We start from the raw sequence: 18,563 nt of genomic DNA on the forward strand, positions 1-18,563 counted from the left end.
CACTAAGTAGCGTGTTTGCTTTATTCTTCGTCTAGCGTAGGTTTTAGTGCATCCTTTAGGAAAATTTCCTGACTATTAATTGGGTCTTCACCACGGTCAAACTCTTTGTAATGATATTTTCCATTGGAGTCTTGAATACGAGCTTTTGCTGTATCCTCAAGTTGTGTATTCATGATGTTAATAATACGAGCTTTTGCTTCGCTTGCATATACAGGGAATAAAATTTCCACACGTTTAATCATATTACGAGTCATCATATCTGCAGAAGATAAGTAGACTTTATTTTCTCCATTATGATGGAACCAATAAATACGAGAATGCTCAAGGAAACGACCAACAATACTCGTTACTGTTATGTTTTCACTAATTCCAGGGATACCTGGTCTAATGCAACAAATACCACGAATGATCAGCTCTACTTTCACACCTGCAATAGACGCCTCATATAGCTTCATCATTAAGTCTTTGTCCGTTAGTGAATTCATTTTAGCTCGAATAAAACCATTCCCATGCTTCTTATGACAAGCAATTTCCTCATCCATTAATCGGATAAACTCATCTCGAATATCAAATGGCGCCACAACTAAATGATTAAAAGTTGGCTTTTCTGTATAACCGCTTAAATAGTTAAAGAAGTTAGTAGCATCAATGCCAAATTCCTTATCTGTCGTTATTATACCCATGTCTGTATAAATTTTTGCAGTTGCATCATTATAATTTCCTGTTCCAAGATGTACAAAACGCTCAATCTTTCCATTTCGACGACTTACAACAAGCGTTATTTTCGAGTGTGTTTTTAAGTTATTCATACCGTAAATGACCAGGCAGCCAGCTTGCTCAAGTTGCTTTGCCCAAAGCACATTATTTTCTTCATCAAAACGTGCTTTCAATTCAACTAACACTGTTACCTGCTTACCATTTTCTGCTGCAAACTTTAACGCTTGTATAATAGGTGAATTACCACTTACACGATATAACGTTTGTTTGATTGCTAAAACATTTGGATTGACCGCCGCTTCTGAGATAAAATCTACAATTGGCACAAACGACTCATATGGGTGATGGAAAAATATATCTTGTTGCAGAGCTTTTTCAAAAATATTTTCATCCGATTGCAAATCTAATGGTGGCTGTGGAATAAAGCTTTCATATTCTAAATGTTCTCGACCAACAGATATGCCTTTTACAAACGAGAACATAAAAGTTAAATCTAGTGGTCCATCTATATGAAAAACATCTGTTTCTTCAATTTCAAATTCATCAAGTAAGTATGTAAGAACTTCCTCGCTCATCTCGCCCTCACGAACTTCTAGACGACTCCCTACACCCCATTTACGTTTTTTCAACTCTTTTTCGATTTCTACAAGTAAATCTCGTGCACCTTCCTCATGAATCGTTAAATCAGCATTACGTGTCAAACGGAAAGCCTGTGCTGATTTGACACTGTAACCATAAAAGAGCTTTTCGATATGCGCTACAATCACGTCTTCTAATAAGACAATAACTGTCTCTCCATCTGCTGATGGTACTTTAATATAACGATCTAAGACAGATGGAACTTGTACGATTGCTACCTTTTCACGATTTTCTAAGTCGGCTTCATCTTGCTCTAATAAAACAAGTAAATTCAAAGTTTTACCAAGCAAAGTTGGGAAGGGACGATACGCATCTACAGCTACAGGTGTTAAAACAGGGAAGATAGTTTCTGCAAACATTTCATTGACGAATGCTTTCTGTGTATTATTTAAGTCTTTCATGTCTGCAATATGTACATTATGTTGTGGTAATAAATCATATATTAAATGTCTATAAACTTCAGTTTGTCGGCGCACTAATGCCTGAGTTCGCTCTGCAATTTTTGCTAATTGTTCTTTTGGTGTTAAGCCTGACTTATTTTCAGGCTTATGGAAACCTGCACGCACCTGATCCTGTAGACCCGCAACACGCACCATAAAAAATTCATCTAAATTCGAGCTAAATATCGCCAAAAATTTCAATCGTTCTAGCAGAGGATTGTTGACATCCTCTGCTTCCTCTAATACTCGTTCGTTGAAGGCTAACCAGCTTAATTCACGATTATTATAGTATTGTGGCTTAGCGATTTCCTCTAGTAAACGACCTTGTGCTTCTGTTAAATTCCCTTCACTTAACTGATTATTCGTAACTTCAGTTGTCATAATTGCTCAACCCTTCTTCAATAAAGTTTATTTTTATAGGTATTTTCAGTGCGCGTTCTAGATGCTTTTTATGTCGATTTGCTTGATATTTTTCAGCGGTCGCATTGTGTTTCACATAGATGTTAAGCTGAACATAATCCTCTTTTGTTTGCATCTTAATGGTACGTACAATCTTTCTTTTAGATACATTTAACGCATAGACAAATTTTAAAAGTGCGCCAAAGTCTCGTATTTTACGATACTCCTCACGACTTATCCATTCTGTAAAAGGAGCTGCGAATAGCTGATAATAATCTTTATTTTTATACGAGGCTAACAGTGCTAATTTCACACGCTCCTTATGGTTTAGCCCATCGATAGATTGGTTCGCAATTAAATAAAAGGTATGCTGGCTCGCCGAACTTAACTCAATATACTCCCCTATATTAAAAACCTTCGCCGCTTTCGCCAATAATTGCAAATCTTTTGGATTATGTTGTAAACAACCGACGCGACAGCATTCACTGTACAATTGATCCGTTAAACGCGTCAAATAGTCCACTTCTATTTCAGTTCGACCATACTGACGAGCCAATCTTTTAGCGTTTCCCTCAAACACATTGTACTTATCAAACGCACGTTTATCTGTTTGCAAAATACGCTGTATAATGAGTCCTTCTCGCAAACCCTTTTTTGTTATTTGGAACAACTTACTGCCAACAACCTCCACTAACACATTGAAAACCTCTAGTGCAGGAGCGATGATGTCTGCACGATCTGTCGAAAGCCCATCTAACTGTTTCAATTCATTAAAACTTAAACTACCTAAAAACACACTGAGCTCCACTAAATTTTCCTTAGTCATTTCGTAGCCATGTACACTTGCTATCGGATATGCATGTTTTTGCTGATGAATTTGGGCAATATTTCGAGCACTACCACCAATGGCGATAATCGGTAAACCAATATCCTGAATCCACGGAAGTGATTTGAACTGTTCTTTAACAAATGCAATGAGTTCCTTTTTTTCACTACCATTCATAATCTCGCCCTTTACAAAACGTTGCTTTAAAGAAACTGTTCCAAAAGGGAAACTATAAGATTTCTGTAGTTCTTTATTTTCAAAAAGCGTTATTTCTGTACTACCACCACCAATATCGATAGTTACAGCGGACTTCGTGCCTATTGAATGCGCTACAGCAACAAAGCCATAATATGCCTCTTCTTCTTCTGATAAAAGCTCTATTTGAATGCCTGTCTGTTCTTTCATTAAGGTAATAATTTTTGCTCTATTTGTTGCCTGACGGATTGCAGCTGTTGCAGCAGCTTTAACATCAGTCACTTCAAAATCATCGAGCATTTCTTTAAAAGTCAATAATGTTTCTGTTAATACTTGTATACCTTCTTCAGACATTTCACCAGAGGGCTGTAAATATGTACGTAAACGTGCAACCGTTTTAATATTTCCAATCTCACGAAGTCCCTCTTCTTTATCGTATTGATACAATACTAATCGAACAGTGTTGGAGCCAATATCGATGATAGCAGTTTTTAATTCATTCAAATGATCACTTCCTTAACGCATACATTCATACTATTTACTGATCGTTTAGCCTCCTCGGTTTGTAGATACAAACCTGCGGGCTCTTAGCTTGCCCATGTCAGGATACTCACGTCAAAGTTGTATAGATCCCCCGACAAATCAGTCCTTATTATTTTGTTCCTAGCCTCATTTATCTATACAAAAGAGCCGGAGCCTAAAAGGCATCCGACTCTCTTAAAATTATTAATATACTTTCAGGATACCCATTATTAATATTGTGAAGTACCTTTATCTCTATTGTTAAACCCTGATAAAACTTAATTTTATAAGATAAGTTGATCTATTCGTAAAATAAGCTCCGCAATTTCAGGCTTACTAATTTGATCCTCTGCACCTACTTGGTCACCTTTATGACGAAGATCATCTGTAATTAAGCTTGAGAAAATAATAACAGGAAGCTTTTGGAGGTCTGGATGCTCTTTTATTTTACGTGTTAAATGATGCCCATCCATTTGTGGCATTTCAATGTCTGTCACAACTAATTGAATATGCTCGGCTACTTCGTTACCACCTTTGACGATAGATTCGAGGTATTCATAAGCATCACGGCCGTTTTCAAAGAATTCAACATTCGCATAACCCGCCTCATTCATAGTATCGAATAAGAGCTTACGTAGTAATGGCGAATCTTCAGCAATTAAAATTCGTTTTTCAGAGCGTTCACGTTTACCGAGCTTTTTAACGGATTCTACACTAATACCAGAATCCGGATTTATATCCACCATAATTCTTTCGAAATCAAGTAATAAAATCATCTGTTCATTTTGCTTAATAACACCAATTACTTGTGATGTTCCTCCTTGATACATATCAGAAGGTTTCTCGATTTGATTCCATGAAATACGGTGGATCTGCGTTACATTATCTACATGGAATACTACGCGCTGTTTATTAAACTCAGCTACAATATATTTTTGCTGAGGACTACGCTCTGCATTTTGAATACCTAATACTCGGAGCATATCAACTACTGGTAAAACCTCACCTCGTAATTGAATGATCCCTTCTACATGCGGGTGCGCGTGTGGAATAAATGTTACTGGAATCGGTTGAATAATTTCCTTTACTTTAATAACGTTAATACCAAATTTATTGTTCGCTACTTCAAATTCAACAATCTCTAGCTCATTTGTGCCACTTTCTAACAATATACCTTTATGTTCCAAAGCAACCCCGTTCCTTTCTCCTCAACTTCAATTTAATTCTATTTATAATTCAATTGTATCATAGGCAATACATTTCTCCTACTTGCTTTTACCAATTTTATCATGAACTTGGGTTGTCATCATAACATTGGGTTGATTTCCATTCCGATAGGGCGCTTACCTGGGCGTGCATACGTTTTTTCAAATGTCATCTCCAACTTTTGAGCCATTAATTTTTAAATGTATCAATAGGCCAATTATCGTCATCACAATTAATGTCGATAATGCAACACGGCTTGCTAGCGTTCCGTAATCTTTCATCCATAATGTGACCGTTCCGTAGACTGCCGGCCCAATAATGGAGGATACTTTACCTGAGAATGCAAATAAGCCAAAAAACTGACCCCGTTTTTCTTCTGGAGACAATTCAATAATATATGTTCTAGATGTTACCCACATGGATCCTAGTGATACGCCAAACATACTACCTGCAAGCCAGAACATCCATTGCTCTGTCGCAAAGACAGCAAATGTTAAAGCAACAATCATTAATAGCGCCACCACGGTAATCGCACGTTTGGCTCCAATTGCTTTTGTAATATAACCAAATGCAAAAGAGCCAATAATAGTTGAAACCGTAGACACTAAATAAAGCACGATAAATTGACCCGACGTAAAGCCGACAATCGTTGTTGCATATACAGCCATCATTGCAATGGTTGTTGCAATGGCATCATTTAAAAAGAAATAAGCAATCATAAAGGTGAAAATAGTTTTATATTGCTTCATGTCTTTAAAAGTCTGAACAATTTCCTTATAGCCATCTAGAAATTTAATAGGCTTGCGCTGAGACCTTGGAATCGGTGTATCTTTATTAATAAAAAATAATGGCAAAGAAAATAACAAATATAAAATTGCAGTTGGAATAAATGCCCGATGGAATCCACTATTTCCTACATACAAATAAACAAGTAGTCCAAGAATTGTACCAAGATATCCAATCGCTACCCCATAGCCAGAAATAAGGGGCATTTCTTCTTTTGTTCCTAAATCACCCATCATTGAATCATAGAACACTAGACTTGAATTAAAGAAAAATTTTGCGATGATAAAGCTGACTACAACTAAAAATAAACTAAGCGGCACACCTGAATAATTCGCTGACGTCTGTAGATTTGCAAAAACACCCATCATAAAGGTGAAAAAGATAGAGATAGATGCAAACCACACTATAAATCTCTTTTTATAGCCTGTATTATCAATCCATACACCAAAAAGTGGCGAAAAAACGACGAGGAAAAAGCTTGCAATGGCATTCGCATAAGAAATAAACGTGCTTGCCACCTGCTGCATTACCTCATTCGTCCCTAAAACTTCATCCATATAAAACGGGAAAAATATAGTATTAATATTTGAAGAAAATATTGTATTCGCAAAATCATAAAATGCCCACGATAAAATTGGCAGTGATAAATAAAGAGCTAACTGACTCCGATGCTGTGCGTCTATTACTGAATTCCGCTTCATAAAACCCTCCTTTCCATTCTCTATTATATGATCAATTATGCCTCGGCATAATTGCGTCCGGAATCGGCTTTGTGCTTAGGCCTGCGTGATGCAGGTCAGTTAGCCGTTATCGCATGGATGCGATGATTTTAGGCTAACATCCTAAATTGAACTCCTTTCCGATTCCGTGACATCCGCCGGGGGCTTTAACTTCTTTCAGCGGATGTTTGGACACCCAATGAAAAGTAACTTAAAACTGCATTCATCTCACCACCCATAGAGGTGGGGGACTTCTGCTGAAAGAAGTTAAATAAATTCCCTCATGTAATAAAAAATACCTCTTATCTAAAGAAAATTAACACTATTTACAATATACAATTATTTTCACTTGACTAACACTCTAAAATAAACGAATCTTAGCCTTATCTGCGGAATACTAAAAATTACATATTCATAATAAAAAAGGCTGTTTTCAATATAGATTGTAGCTATTAATACATAAAGACCAAGTTAATTCTACACATTTTGTAGATTAACTTGGTCTTTGGTAAATCCTTCTTTAACTAAACCACCCCGTTAGCCATCCATGGAGCGCAAAAATCAGCACTTCACCACAGAAAATGAAAGATGATTAAGTTCCTTCATGGGAGTTTATGTATAATATTTCTAAAACTTTCCGACATACTGATTCTCTTTATTCCTTACCACAATCATAACAACGTTTGTCTTTGTCCTTGTCTCCGTACATACGGAGTTCCTTTTCTAATCCACAAACGCTGCAAAAGTCAAAATGTATTTGCGGAAGTATGCCTTCTTCGGCTAATGGAACCCACTCTTTTTCATATAAACTCTTTGTCATACCATAATCGGTAAAAACAAGTTTACCATCATTGTTTAAACCGTAATTACTACTGTCTTTTAAATCAAAGCAGTCGAAGTTTTTATCTAATATTTCTAAAACCTCATCAAATAAATTAGGGATCAAGCATCGGTGTTCTTCAACCTTTACCTCATACGATTGATTATTCTTTAGTTCTAAAGGTTTGTAATATTTTTGTACAGATATGAATTCATCAACATAGTATGTCTGAGCGAGTAAGGGGGCAAGACCTTTATCAGCCATTGAAGTGTAAATTTCTAATTCATTTTTTGATTGTTTATAACCGATTGGATGTAAATGCACTTTTATTACATAATCCAAAACTCTATATACTTTTCTTGTAGAACCTATGCCAACAAAATTTTCATCTTTACAATACTGATTCCAATTTTGAATTATTTGTTTAAGCATTGTTTCCCCTCCTTACACAACTAAAAACTTAACTGTATATAAATTCAACACTTTGTTAATTTTTCCTTCTTAAAGATTAGTTGAAGAACAACGAAGACAGCCTAAAAAAGATATCCAAGCCCCCTCGCTTGGATATCCTTTTTACTATTCTTCTATATTCACCCACATAGAAGACCATTTTTCAATTGCTTTTAGGACCGGCGCAAGTGCATGTCCTTTTTCTGTTAGCTCGTATTCAATCACTACTGGTGTCGATGGAATAACAGTGCGTTTCACAATGTTCTCTATCTCTAATTCTTTTAATCTCTCCGTTAACACGCGACTGCTAATACCCATTTGTTTTTTAATTGTTGAGTATCGTTGAGGACCTTCTAATAACTGATAAATAAGCAGAGTGTTCCAGCTATGGTTTAATATTTTTAGCGCTTTCTCAAATCGTGGGCAAATTTTTTTTTGATCCAATTTCCCTGCCTCCTAAGTACTTCGTTCTTATATAACAGTATATCATTTTTCCGAAAATCATTTTTAAAAATAAAATTAAGTTACTTGACAAAAGTTGTTTTTAAAAATAAACTAAGTTACGAAATGTAAGCACAAAAAAAAAAAAAAAAAGGAGTTTATTAAACTATGCAAAATATCGGTTCAACTATTTTACGTGTGGTGCTTGGCTTTATTTTTGCCGCCCACGGATTCCAAAAATTTCAAGGTGGTATCGGCTTCACAGCTGATTATTTTGATGCCATAGGTATTCCAGGCTTTATGGCTTATATTGTTGCCATTATAGAACTAGTCGGTGGTGTTGCAATTATTCTAGGTTTAGGCACAAGACTTTTTGGCGCTTTATTGACAGTGACTATGATTGTTGCCATTTTCACGGCGAAGCTTAGTATTGGCTTTATCGGCGAAAACGGCTTAGCTGGATATGAATTTGATTTAGCTTTAGCTGCAATTGCTTTATACTTTGCACTTGCAGGAGCATCTAGTTTTTCTTTAGACGCAAAACTTTTTCATAAAGAGTAATGTTTCGTAGTTTGCTATTTTCTGTGTGTTAGTGAGCTGCAGCTTCTTTATCAAAGACAAAAACCCGAAGTACCCATCCTTTCATAAGATGATACTTCGGGTTTTCTAAAATCAGAATTCTTCGCTCTCTATAGTCAGTATTTTATTGATAAGCTTTTAAAAGAGCCTGTGTACCGTTTTCACCATAGCCTGCTTCCACTAGCTTGTCATACATATCATAAGCAAGTGCTAGACCTGGTAATGTAATCCCCATTTTTTTAGATTCGTCTAAAGCAATTTTCATATCCTTTACAAAATGCTTGATATAAAAACCTGGTGCGTAATCTTCTTTGATCATACGGGGTGCTAAATTACTTAACGACCAGGAGCCTGCTGCACCCGACGAAATAGATTGCAATACTGTTGGTAAATCAAGTCCAGCCTTTAAACCGTAAGCAAGTGACTCACACACACCAATCATTCCAGAAGCAATAACGATCTGATTACACATTTTAGCATGCTGTCCTGCACCAGCTTCACCTTGATAAACAATATTTTCACCAAAATGTTTCATGACTGATAAAACTTTATTAAATGTATCTTGGCTACCACCAACCATAATTGATAATGTCCCATTTTGAGCACCAATATCTCCTCCAGAAACAGGCGCATCTAGTGCTTCTACCCCAAGCTTTTGGGCATGCTCAAAAATTTTCTTTGCCAATGTTGGCTCTGAAGTGGTCATATCAATAACGATATTGCCGGATTCAGCTGTTTGCAATAAACCGTTATCTCCAAAATAAACTTCCTCTACATCTGCTGGGTATCCAACCATTGTAAAGGCAATATCCTTATTTTTAAATGCTTCTGCCGGTGTACTTGCCCAAGCTGCACCTAGCGCCAAAAGCGGCTCCGCTTTCTCCTTTGTACGTGTGTAAACTGTCACCTCATGACCATTTTTTAATAAATGCTTGATAATACTTGCCCCCATAACACCACTGCCGATAAATGCAATACTCTCTTTTCCCATATGTACATACTCCTTTGTTTATCCAGGCTATCGATTCTACATAACCAATCATTAGCACTTATTTTTATCTTTCAGTGTAGTTGAATAAGTGCGATAATTCAAACTCCTTTTATTAAGTTGTACTATATACCTTATGTGCTGGACACTCGCTGAAAGAAGTTAAATCAAAATAAAAAAGAGAGCAAGTGATGGGGTATCACTGCTCTAAAGGGGGAAATGAGAATGTTGCTGTGTTCAAAATAAGTATTCCCCAACTAATGCTTTTTAAACATATTATTTAAAAAGTTTATACTCTGAAGGAACATTCTTTCAATCTTCTTGATCTTCTTCTTCTTCAAATGCTGTCTGTCTATAATAAGTATTCATTAACTGATCTAATCTGCGACTCAGTTGAATGGTTTTTGCATTTTGTAATCCGTTCTCTACACCTGAGCGAATCATCATTTCACGAGTTTGCTCCATTTGTTTCAAGAGTAGATTGACCATTCATACAACCCTCCACACACAAATAATCATACCATTATTATACATTTATATTTCATTTCTTACAGCATTAACTTACGACAATGTTCGACAAATTAGCTTCTTGCAACTTCTTGATAAGTATAGATTACTCGTCCATTTTGTTTGGCCTCACCCCTAAAATGTTTAAATAAAGGATGTTTTACAAGTACTTCTCGAAACTCATAAAATTGTTCCTTTTCTATCTCTATACTTTTTAATTCCCCGTTTTGTAATTGTTTAAGCATATTTTCGTATTTTTCCATTTTTCTTTTCCTCACTTCTTAGTATTTTGTTTAATAAATTATGAATTATTTAAAAAGGGCTTTACGTTTTCCATTTTTTCATGCAAACTGTATATTATTAGTCGATGAAGGAGCTGACTGTCTGTGAAAATAGCTGAAGTTGGAAATATTATCGAGTTTAAAGATGGCTTACAGGGTATAGTAGAAAAAGTAAATGAAAATTCGGTGATCGTTGATTTAACATACATGGAAAATTTCGATTCCCTTGAAATTGAAGAAAAAACGGTCGTCAACCATAAACGTTACAAAATTTTATATACAAACGAGGCTTAATAGTCTGAATAGTCCCTATTTGTCTTTATAGATGATAAGGGGCTTTTTTTTTGATAATATTAAAAGCATGGAGGTCGAATAATGCTTACAAATTCGAAACAAACAATAATATTGCTCCTTTCTTTATTATTCGTTTATGGCATGCTTGCATATACCTTTGCTAACCAAGCTGTATTTTGGTACCTATATGCTTTTACTTTACTTGTATGTATTGCCATTGCCATTTTGGCTGGTAAAATTGAAGATCAATTACCTACCTGGAAATTTTTACTTTTCGGTATTGGGTACGGTACAATAACATACGGTATTATACGCTTTGGCTATTGGCTTGCACCATACATTAATGATTCATTAGTACAGTCAGTACAAAAATTTTTAGCAAACTATGGACCACAAAATATTTGGCACTATATTTTACTCGTATTCATTGTTGCAATCGGTGAAGAGATTTTTTGGCGTGGCTATGTTCAACAACAGCTGAAACGCTTTATGCGTCCTATTTTTGCTGTTATTGTAACTGCGATTTTATGCGCCATCTCTATTGCATTAAGCGGTTTTATGCTTGGTATGATCGCCGCATTTGTAACCGGCCTTATTTGGGGCTTGTTATATGAATGGCGTAAAAGTATGCCACTTGTTATTGTAACCCATGTAGTTTTTGTACTACTATTATTTTTAGTGTTACCTTTAACATGATAACATTAAAATTTGGAAACATTTTATCTTTACCAGCGTTTAATTAAGAAAGGGAGGGCTTTTCATGCAAAAAAAATTATTTTCTGTACCTGCATTATTACTAACAGCTGTTTTAGTCGTAGGATGTAATACTTCCGAAACAAAGGATTCTGATGCTCAAAAAAATGAGCCATCAAATACACCGACTGAACAGCAACAACCATCATCTAAGGATACAACTGTAGATGAATCGCAAGAAACGCCTACATCAAATGAAACAAATAAAGACAATACAGATAATAAAGACAATACAACTAAAAAAGAACAAGAAGTTAAATATGTACAAAAAGGTGTAGACAAGACTGAAAAAGCAACGGAATCTAAAAGTGTTGATCAAGACTATAAAGTGCACCAACTACCTGGATTTACACTTACACAAGAAGAACCAGGTAAAGACATGTTAGTTTCTAATGACAATGCTGAAGTATTTATGCGTATCGAATCTATTGATGCATCACAAACAAGCTACGAAGATGCAAAAACATCTATGCAAGATTATATGAATGCTGTTGGTGAACCATCATCTTTATCTTCTGAAGATTTAGCTGCATTTAAAGATGTTAAAAACATTGAGGGTTATGTTGTACATTTTGAAGCAGAGAAAGAAAAAGTAATCGGCGTTGTTTTTGAAAAAGACGGTTTAATTACAAAACTAACAATTCACGATAACGACGAATTAGATTTAACAGATGCTATGCTTAAAATGGCAGCAACTATTTCTAAAAAATAATTATTCAAATAAGACTGTAGACAAACTTGTTTGCTCTATAGTCTTTTTTATGTTGACGGTGTTAAGGTTTCAAGAAGCTGAACAGGTTCCAAATATCAATTTTCTACTTTAACAGTTCCTTTATTTTAAATAGGGTTTATAGCATAATGTGAGGCTGATTTTCGTTCCGGCTAGGTGATGTCCGATGGGCGGCTAGGAGCGATCATGGGGGCTTTAACACAGGTCAGGATACTTAGCCTTCGATTGCGCTCGCTCCTTCCTTATCTTTGACGTTAAGGATTTAAGAGGGGGTTGTTGGAGTACTTTAACTTCTTCCACAATAACACGTTGCGTTCCATAAAAAAAGTTGCCTCAAACTCATTGAGACAACTCTTTTTAATAAGATAAGTCTTTAATAGACAGGCCTAATTTTTTTAATAAAGTGATCGCTTGGCCTTTTTCTTCAACAGATAATACACTCATCAATTCATGTAAATGCTGTTCATGTTTTGGAAATAGTTCTCCCATAAATGCTTCACCTTTGTCCGTAATTTCTGCATAGGTAACACGGCGATCTGATGGACATGAGACACGCAATAAATACCCTCTTTTTTCAAGTTTGTCAATGACATACGTAATAGACCCACTAGCTAGCAAAATTTTATTGCCAATTTGCTGTAATGGCTGTCTTCCTTTATGATAAAGAAGCTCTAATACAGCAAATTCAGTAGGGTTTAATCCATTCTCTTGAAAAAATTGATGGGTCGTCTCATTAATCGCTTTATGTGCACGTGATAATACTATATATAATTTTAAAGATTGCTTTATCTCTTCTGACGTCATATCCTTTTCCTCTCAATTCGCGTTTTATACATGCCATTATAGCGATATTAGAAAAGCATTGTCAAAAGCAATATTTGATTTTAAGCCTTTTACGGTGGTTTAAGTTACCATTTTGACTCTTCTTATGTTACTAAATAAGCAGAATCTTTCGTGGAAACATCCATTGTATCCATCTGATTAAATGTGTAAATCGGGAATTGTAAGTGGAAGCATGTCCCCTTCTGTAATTCACTATTCACACCTATTACACCTTCATGCTCTTCAATCACCTTTTTCACGAAAGCAAGGCCTAGTCCTGTCCCTGTTGATTTCGTCGTGTAAAAAGGTTGGAATAAGTTTTGAAGGGTAGCACTGTCCATACCGGTACCTTCGTCTTTAATCAGTAATTCTACAATCGCACAGTCAATAGCATTCATTTCTACTGTGATCGTTCCACCATTATTCATGGATTCCATCGCATTTTTAATAAGATTCATGAATACTTGCTTTAAGCGATTCTCATTGCCACCAATGTATACTTGTGTAGAAGGAGAAATGTATTGAATCATAATATTTTTCATAAGCGCATCTGGAAGCATAAACTCAATCACTTGCTTCACAATGTGATCTAGCTCTAATAATTCCACTTTCATACTTGTTGGCTTGGACAATACTAAAAGCTCGGATAAAATTTGTTCCATCCGTTGGAGCTCACTATCGATGACAGATAAATACATGCGTGACTCTTCATCAGCATTTAGCTTTAACAATTCGGTAAAGCCCTTTAAAGAAGTTAATGGATTACGAATTTCATGGGCGATACTTGCGGCCATTTGACCGACAACATTTAAAGCTTGTTGATGTTCAACTTTATGTTGAAGTTGTTTCTTTTCTGTTTCATCATTAATGACTGTGACAATAATATTGTTATATTCATCAAAGATACTTGAAATTTCATAATAGCAAGGGCTAGTAACTATAGTTTCATCAATTACATGAATACTCGCATGCTTTTCACCCATCAGTTTAGAAAGGTATGTTGTAATTTGACCCTTCTTCAATGTAAATGTATCGAATATGTGCTGATGTGCCCTATGAAGAAGCAGCGATTTTTCTATTCTTAAAAACATTTCAGCATACTTATTTAGCCCAAGAATTATCCCGCTAGCGTCACTTATAATAACAGCGTACGGTAAGTGATCATAAGCATTGAAAGATTGTGATCTCTCCTGCTCTTGGCTAACATATAATTCATGAGCTATGTCATTATTTAACGTTGAAATTTGCGCAACAATTTCTTCAGTGCTTGGATCATAAAAACATTTAAAGGACATCATTTCAAACTCATTACCAGCTGTTTGAATATTGAAGATTTCTTCTGATCTTAACTCGCTTTCTAATTGTTTAACGAACTTCGCCCAATTTAAATTAGATGGCTCGTCCATAGTTAAATAGCCAAAATACGTTGAATTGAGGTTAAAAAGTTTAACAGCAGCCTCATTCACGTTCAAAATTTTTCCTACTTTATTAAGAATAAGTGTTGGTGACGAAGTACTTGTCATAAGATTTTCAAAACATTGATTAATATCATTTTGCTTCAACTTTCTCACCGAACCTTTCAATAGAGTAAATAACCCCTTATTCGAATTTTGAGCCTTTACTATACTTTATGACTGTACGATTCTATTATTACAAAATTTAGTAAATTTAAGTATTTAAAATTATTTCACGAACTGTTCACAAAATAAATAGGTAAAAAGGATTATATTGTATGACAGCTACTTGACTGTTACAATTAGAAATTGAAAGGAAGATTATTGCATGAATACTATTTTAACTACTTTAAACGCAAAGTATATTCACACAAATTTAGCATTGCGTTATTTAAAAGGTGCAGCTTTACCAGAATTTAATCCAATTATTGCAGAATATACAATTAAAGATCCTGCTTTTAATATTGTATCAGATTTGTTCCAAAAAAAACCTGATATTGTAGGATTTAGTTGCTATATTTGGAATATTGAAGAAACCATTCACGTCATCAAGATGTTAAAAACTGTCTGTCCAAATGTTAAAATTTTGCTCGGTGGACCTGAAGTTTCTTATGATGCCCACCATTGGTTACGTAAAATTGAAGAGGTTGATTTCATTGTTATGGGTGAAGGAGAAACATCCTTTAAACAATTACTACGCTATTTTCATGGAGAAATTGCATTGGACGATGTTCCAGGGATTTGCTACTTAGAGGATGGTAAAGTACGCATACACGCACAAGCACCAAAAATAGATTTACGTGAATTACCAAGTCCATTTCGTTTTGAAGAGGATCTCCCTCATTTAAGCAAACGAATTCAATATATTGAAACAAGTAGAGGCTGTCCATTTAGCTGTCAATTTTGTTTATCTTCTATTGAAGTAGGTGTTCGTTATTTCAACCGAGAAAAAATAAAAGAAGATATTCGATTCTTGATGGACAATGGTGCACGTACTATTAAATTTGTCGACCGCACATTTAATATAAGCCGCAGCTATGCCATGGAAATGTTCCAATTTTTAATCGATGAACATAAGCCAGGGGTCGTATTCCAATTTGAAATTACTGCAGATATTATGCGTCCTGAAGTGATCCAGTTTTTAAATGATAACGCACCAAAAGGTCTTTTCCGTTTTGAAATTGGTGTTCAGTCAACGAATGATTTAACAAATACTCTTGTAAAGCGCCGTCAAAACTTTGAAAAACTAACGCGTACAGTGACGATGGTCAAAGAAGGTGGAAAGATTGATCAGCATTTAGATTTAATCGCTGGTTTACCAGAGGAGGATTATGCAAGCTTCCGTCAAACCTTTAATGATGTTTTCGCAATGCGACCAGAAGAATTACAGCTTGGATTCCTAAAACTTCTGCGTGGTACAGGCCTTCGTCTAGAGGCTGAAAAATTCGGCTATACGTATGTGGACCAATCTCCTTACGAAATTTTCTCAAACAATGTCTTAACGTTTGATGATATAGTACGCATTAAACATGCAGAGGATGTACTTGAGAAATATTGGAACGATCACCGTATGGATCATACGATTGAATACTTAGTAACTGAAGTGTTTGAAACACCATTTGATTTCTTCCAAAACTTCGGTACTTATTGGGAAACAAAAGGTTGGTCTCGTATCGGTCATCAGCTCGAAGATTTATTCCGTCGTTTATTAATGTTTTTAGAAACTGTAGAGGGTGCTAATTTAACTATCATTAAAAGCCTAATGCAACTAGATTATTTAATGGCACAGCAGTTCCAGCCACGTAAATTATGGTGGAAGGAGCGCCCTACAGTGGAGCAACAGAAAGCACTTTATGCTGCCTTACGTGAAAACCCTGCAATTGCAGGTGAGGAATTCGCCAGCTTCAATCTATCTGAAAAAGAGTTGTTTAAACATACGCTCATTATTCCGCACCATGTAGATTACCAAAATTTCTCAAATGGCAAAATTGTACAAAAAAACAGCTATTTATTAACTTACTTCCGTCACGGTCAAGCACCATACTTTGCAACAATCCACTCTATATAATAAGAAACGCTAGTCCTTTAATAAAATTTAGGACTAGCGTTTTTTCATCCATCATTAAATTTTTCAGTAACCTAAAATGAAACCAAACAACTACTTTTTTATTCGCGGAAATTGTCAATAATAACCACATTCATTGTTATCAACAGATATTCTAAGAGGCATTACAATTATCCTAAAAAAGTTTAGTACGAAATTCTCAACCAGTTATCACCTTATTATTGTAAAAATTACCTATCGAATAATCGTAATAACCGGGAAAAACAATTTAAATTTTTTTGACAATTATGTGGCGACATCCGTTTTTTAGTCAATTAAACAATCTTAGACCCCTTTTATGCATAGATTTTCTACTCAGGTAATCTCTAAATTTCTCAGTTTTCATATAAATAAGCTTTAGGGTTAATCGGAAAAATAAAAAAGAGCTAAATTAGCTCTTTTTTAATCTCCTAGTAATTTACCCAATAATTACACGCTCTTTAGGATAGTGATAATTAGATTTTTTGCCTCTACCTCCACCCCCTAAAGTGTAAAGGAAGGAAATTAAACCGACACGACCAATAAACATTAAAATCATAATGATAATTTTGCCAACTACCGATAGGTCGGAGGTGATTCCTAAAGACATCCCACACGTTCCGAACGCTGATGTAATTTCAAAGATTATTTGAATCAGTGATGCGTGTGGTTCAGTAATGAGCAAAATAATTGTCGCAACTAATACCATAAAGAATGCCAATAAAATAACAACAAACGAGCGGAATACATCAATTAAATGTATTTCACGTCCGAATACTTGAATATCCTCTCTTCCTCGTGAAAAGGTAATTAGGAATAGAATGGCCATTGCAAACGTTGTTGTACGTATCCCACCACCAACTGAACTTGGTGAGGCACCAATAAACATTAAAAAGCTCATAAAAATATCTGTTGCTTCACTAAAGGTTGTTACATCATACGTCGTAAGTCCAGCTGATCGTGTTGAAACAGAATGGAACATTGCCGAAAATAGTGCCTCATGCCAAGACATTCCCTTAAAGGAATGGAACGATTCAAGCAATAAAATAACGACAGCCCCTACCGCAAATAAAATTGCATATGTGGAGGTAGTTATTTTTGTAAATAAACTAAAACGGAAATTTGTATGGCGATTTAATAAAAAGGTTTTCACTTCAATTAATACTGGGAAGCCTATCGCACCAAGCACAATTAACACCATCGTTATCAATTGAACAAAGTAATCGTTATGAAACGGAAGCAAACTCATGCCTGTAATATCAAAGCCACCATTTGTAGTAGCTGAAATTGAGGCAAAGACACCATGAAGCAAGGCTTCTTCGAAAGTGTCAAAATAATTTGTAAAGTGCAAAGTTAAAATTAACGCACCCATCAATTCAATACCAATTAAGATTTTCAATATTTCCCGAATTAATTGAACAACCCCTGACAAATTGTATTGATTATGATCGATCATAATCAATTGACGCTCACGCATACCAATTTTTTTCCCAACTAGTAACCACACAAAAGTACCAAGTGACATAATGCCAATTGCGCCAAGCTGTAAAATGACAAGTACCATCGCAATCCCGAATGTTGTGTAGCTTTCAGATATATTGAATGTTGTTAAACCTGTTACACTAACTGCACTTACTGCAGTAAACAAGCTATCTAATAATGAAACATTAACTCCTTCTTGATGAACGCCTGGTAGCCGTAGTAACAGGAAGGAAATAGCTATAGCTATAAAATAATAAGAGACAAGTACCTGAAAAGGTGTTACAAGTCTATTTTTTGATCTTTTCCAGGGCACTTTGACAACCCCTTCCTCATATGATGCCAAACTCGATAGATATTAGTATAGAAAAAATACATCAAAAAAGAAAGAGGAATAGATACGACTATTCCTCTCATCAAATATGCCTCTGTT

Annotated in this window: 17 protein-coding genes; 5 read left to right on the forward strand and 12 right to left on the reverse strand. The window is 35.3% G+C overall.

Annotation, left to right across the window (positions count from 1 at the left end):
- Nucleotides 1–20 precede the first annotated feature (20 nt).
- From ACQKOG_RS02260 to ACQKOG_RS02285, 6 genes are all read right to left on the reverse strand, one after another.
- On the reverse strand, nucleotides 21–2,177 hold the full coding sequence (locus tag ACQKOG_RS02260) for an RNA degradosome polyphosphate kinase (RefSeq protein ID WP_370076900.1): 2,157 nt from the start codon (nucleotides 2,175–2,177) through the stop codon (nucleotides 21–23).
- Nucleotides 2,167–3,720 carry a Ppx/GppA family phosphatase gene (locus tag ACQKOG_RS02265; protein WP_370076898.1) on the reverse strand — a complete coding sequence of 518 codons (1,554 nt, stop codon included), beginning with the start codon at nucleotides 3,718–3,720 and terminating at the stop codon, nucleotides 2,167–2,169. The genes ACQKOG_RS02260 and ACQKOG_RS02265 overlap by 11 nt, the downstream gene beginning before the upstream one ends.
- A 302-nt stretch (nucleotides 3,721–4,022) precedes the next feature.
- Nucleotides 4,023–4,925, reverse strand: a complete 903-nt coding sequence (locus ACQKOG_RS02270; protein WP_370076896.1) for a chemotaxis protein — start codon at nucleotides 4,923–4,925, stop codon at nucleotides 4,023–4,025.
- A gap of 180 nt (nucleotides 4,926–5,105) precedes the next feature.
- Entirely contained in the window at nucleotides 5,106–6,431 is a 1,326-nt protein-coding gene (locus ACQKOG_RS02275; RefSeq protein ID WP_370076894.1) for an MFS transporter, read from the reverse strand.
- A gap of 673 nt (nucleotides 6,432–7,104) precedes the next feature.
- Nucleotides 7,105–7,701 carry a protein kinase gene (locus tag ACQKOG_RS02280; RefSeq protein WP_427444748.1) on the reverse strand — a complete coding sequence of 199 codons (597 nt, stop codon included), beginning with the start codon at nucleotides 7,699–7,701 and terminating at the stop codon, nucleotides 7,105–7,107.
- Between the two features lie 144 nt (nucleotides 7,702–7,845).
- Nucleotides 7,846–8,163, reverse strand: coding sequence for a winged helix-turn-helix transcriptional regulator (locus ACQKOG_RS02285; RefSeq protein WP_370076890.1), 318 nt, complete (start codon nucleotides 8,161–8,163; stop codon nucleotides 7,846–7,848).
- A 165-nt stretch (nucleotides 8,164–8,328) separates the two neighbouring features.
- Here ACQKOG_RS02285 and ACQKOG_RS02290 point away from each other — a divergent pair, with 165 nt between their 5' ends.
- Nucleotides 8,329–8,721 carry a DoxX family protein gene (locus ACQKOG_RS02290; RefSeq protein ID WP_370076888.1) on the forward strand — a complete coding sequence of 131 codons (393 nt, stop codon included), beginning with the start codon at nucleotides 8,329–8,331 and terminating at the stop codon, nucleotides 8,719–8,721.
- 142 nt (nucleotides 8,722–8,863) lie between these two features.
- Here ACQKOG_RS02290 and ACQKOG_RS02295 read toward each other — a convergent pair whose 3' ends face one another.
- The 3 genes from ACQKOG_RS02295 to ACQKOG_RS02305 all read right to left on the reverse strand — a co-directional run bounded on the left by ACQKOG_RS02295 (nucleotide 8,864) and on the right by ACQKOG_RS02305 (nucleotide 10,497).
- Nucleotides 8,864–9,730 carry an NAD(P)-dependent oxidoreductase gene (locus ACQKOG_RS02295; protein WP_370076886.1) on the reverse strand — a complete coding sequence of 289 codons (867 nt, stop codon included), beginning with the start codon at nucleotides 9,728–9,730 and terminating at the stop codon, nucleotides 8,864–8,866.
- A gap of 309 nt (nucleotides 9,731–10,039) precedes the next feature.
- Complete coding sequence (locus ACQKOG_RS02300; protein WP_132357797.1) at nucleotides 10,040–10,216, reverse strand: aspartyl-phosphate phosphatase Spo0E family protein; 177 nt, start codon at nucleotides 10,214–10,216, stop codon at nucleotides 10,040–10,042.
- 92 nt (nucleotides 10,217–10,308) lie between these two features.
- Complete coding sequence (locus tag ACQKOG_RS02305; RefSeq protein WP_100544207.1) at nucleotides 10,309–10,497, reverse strand: hypothetical protein; 189 nt, start codon at nucleotides 10,495–10,497, stop codon at nucleotides 10,309–10,311.
- Between the two features lie 123 nt (nucleotides 10,498–10,620).
- Here ACQKOG_RS02305 and ACQKOG_RS02310 point away from each other — a divergent pair, with 123 nt between their 5' ends.
- From ACQKOG_RS02310 to ACQKOG_RS02320, 3 genes are all read left to right on the forward strand, one after another.
- A complete protein-coding gene (locus ACQKOG_RS02310; RefSeq protein WP_053483503.1) occupies nucleotides 10,621–10,809 on the forward strand; it encodes a YkvS family protein in 189 nt (62 codons plus the stop codon).
- Nucleotides 10,810–10,890: 81 nt separating this feature from the next.
- Complete coding sequence (locus ACQKOG_RS02315) at nucleotides 10,891–11,505, forward strand: CPBP family intramembrane glutamic endopeptidase (protein WP_370076884.1); 615 nt, start codon at nucleotides 10,891–10,893, stop codon at nucleotides 11,503–11,505.
- A gap of 64 nt (nucleotides 11,506–11,569) precedes the next feature.
- Nucleotides 11,570–12,274, forward strand: coding sequence for a hypothetical protein (locus ACQKOG_RS02320; protein WP_370076882.1), 705 nt, complete (start codon nucleotides 11,570–11,572; stop codon nucleotides 12,272–12,274).
- Nucleotides 12,275–12,649: 375 nt separating this feature from the next.
- On the opposite strand, the gene ACQKOG_RS02325 is transcribed toward ACQKOG_RS02320, so the two are convergent.
- Entirely contained in the window at nucleotides 12,650–13,096 is a 447-nt protein-coding gene (locus ACQKOG_RS02325) for a MarR family winged helix-turn-helix transcriptional regulator (protein ID WP_370076880.1), read from the reverse strand.
- A gap of 122 nt (nucleotides 13,097–13,218) precedes the next feature.
- Complete coding sequence (locus tag ACQKOG_RS02330) at nucleotides 13,219–14,697, reverse strand: PAS domain-containing sensor histidine kinase (protein WP_370076879.1); 1,479 nt, start codon at nucleotides 14,695–14,697, stop codon at nucleotides 13,219–13,221.
- Nucleotides 14,698–14,896: 199 nt separating this feature from the next.
- On the opposite strand from ACQKOG_RS02330, the gene ACQKOG_RS02335 reads away from it, so the two are divergent.
- On the forward strand, nucleotides 14,897–16,636 hold the full coding sequence (locus ACQKOG_RS02335; protein WP_370076877.1) for a B12-binding domain-containing radical SAM protein: 1,740 nt from the start codon (nucleotides 14,897–14,899) through the stop codon (nucleotides 16,634–16,636).
- A 454-nt stretch (nucleotides 16,637–17,090) separates the two neighbouring features.
- Here the strand turns inward: ACQKOG_RS02335 and ACQKOG_RS02340 are convergent, their stop codons facing one another.
- On the reverse strand, nucleotides 17,091–18,446 hold the full coding sequence (locus tag ACQKOG_RS02340) for a TrkH family potassium uptake protein (protein WP_370076875.1): 1,356 nt from the start codon (nucleotides 18,444–18,446) through the stop codon (nucleotides 17,091–17,093).
- Nucleotides 18,447–18,563 lie beyond the last annotated feature (117 nt).

The organism is Lysinibacillus sp. NPDC093216 (assembly GCF_050280325.1).
Classification (GTDB): Bacteria; Bacillota; Bacilli; order Bacillales_A; family Planococcaceae; genus Lysinibacillus.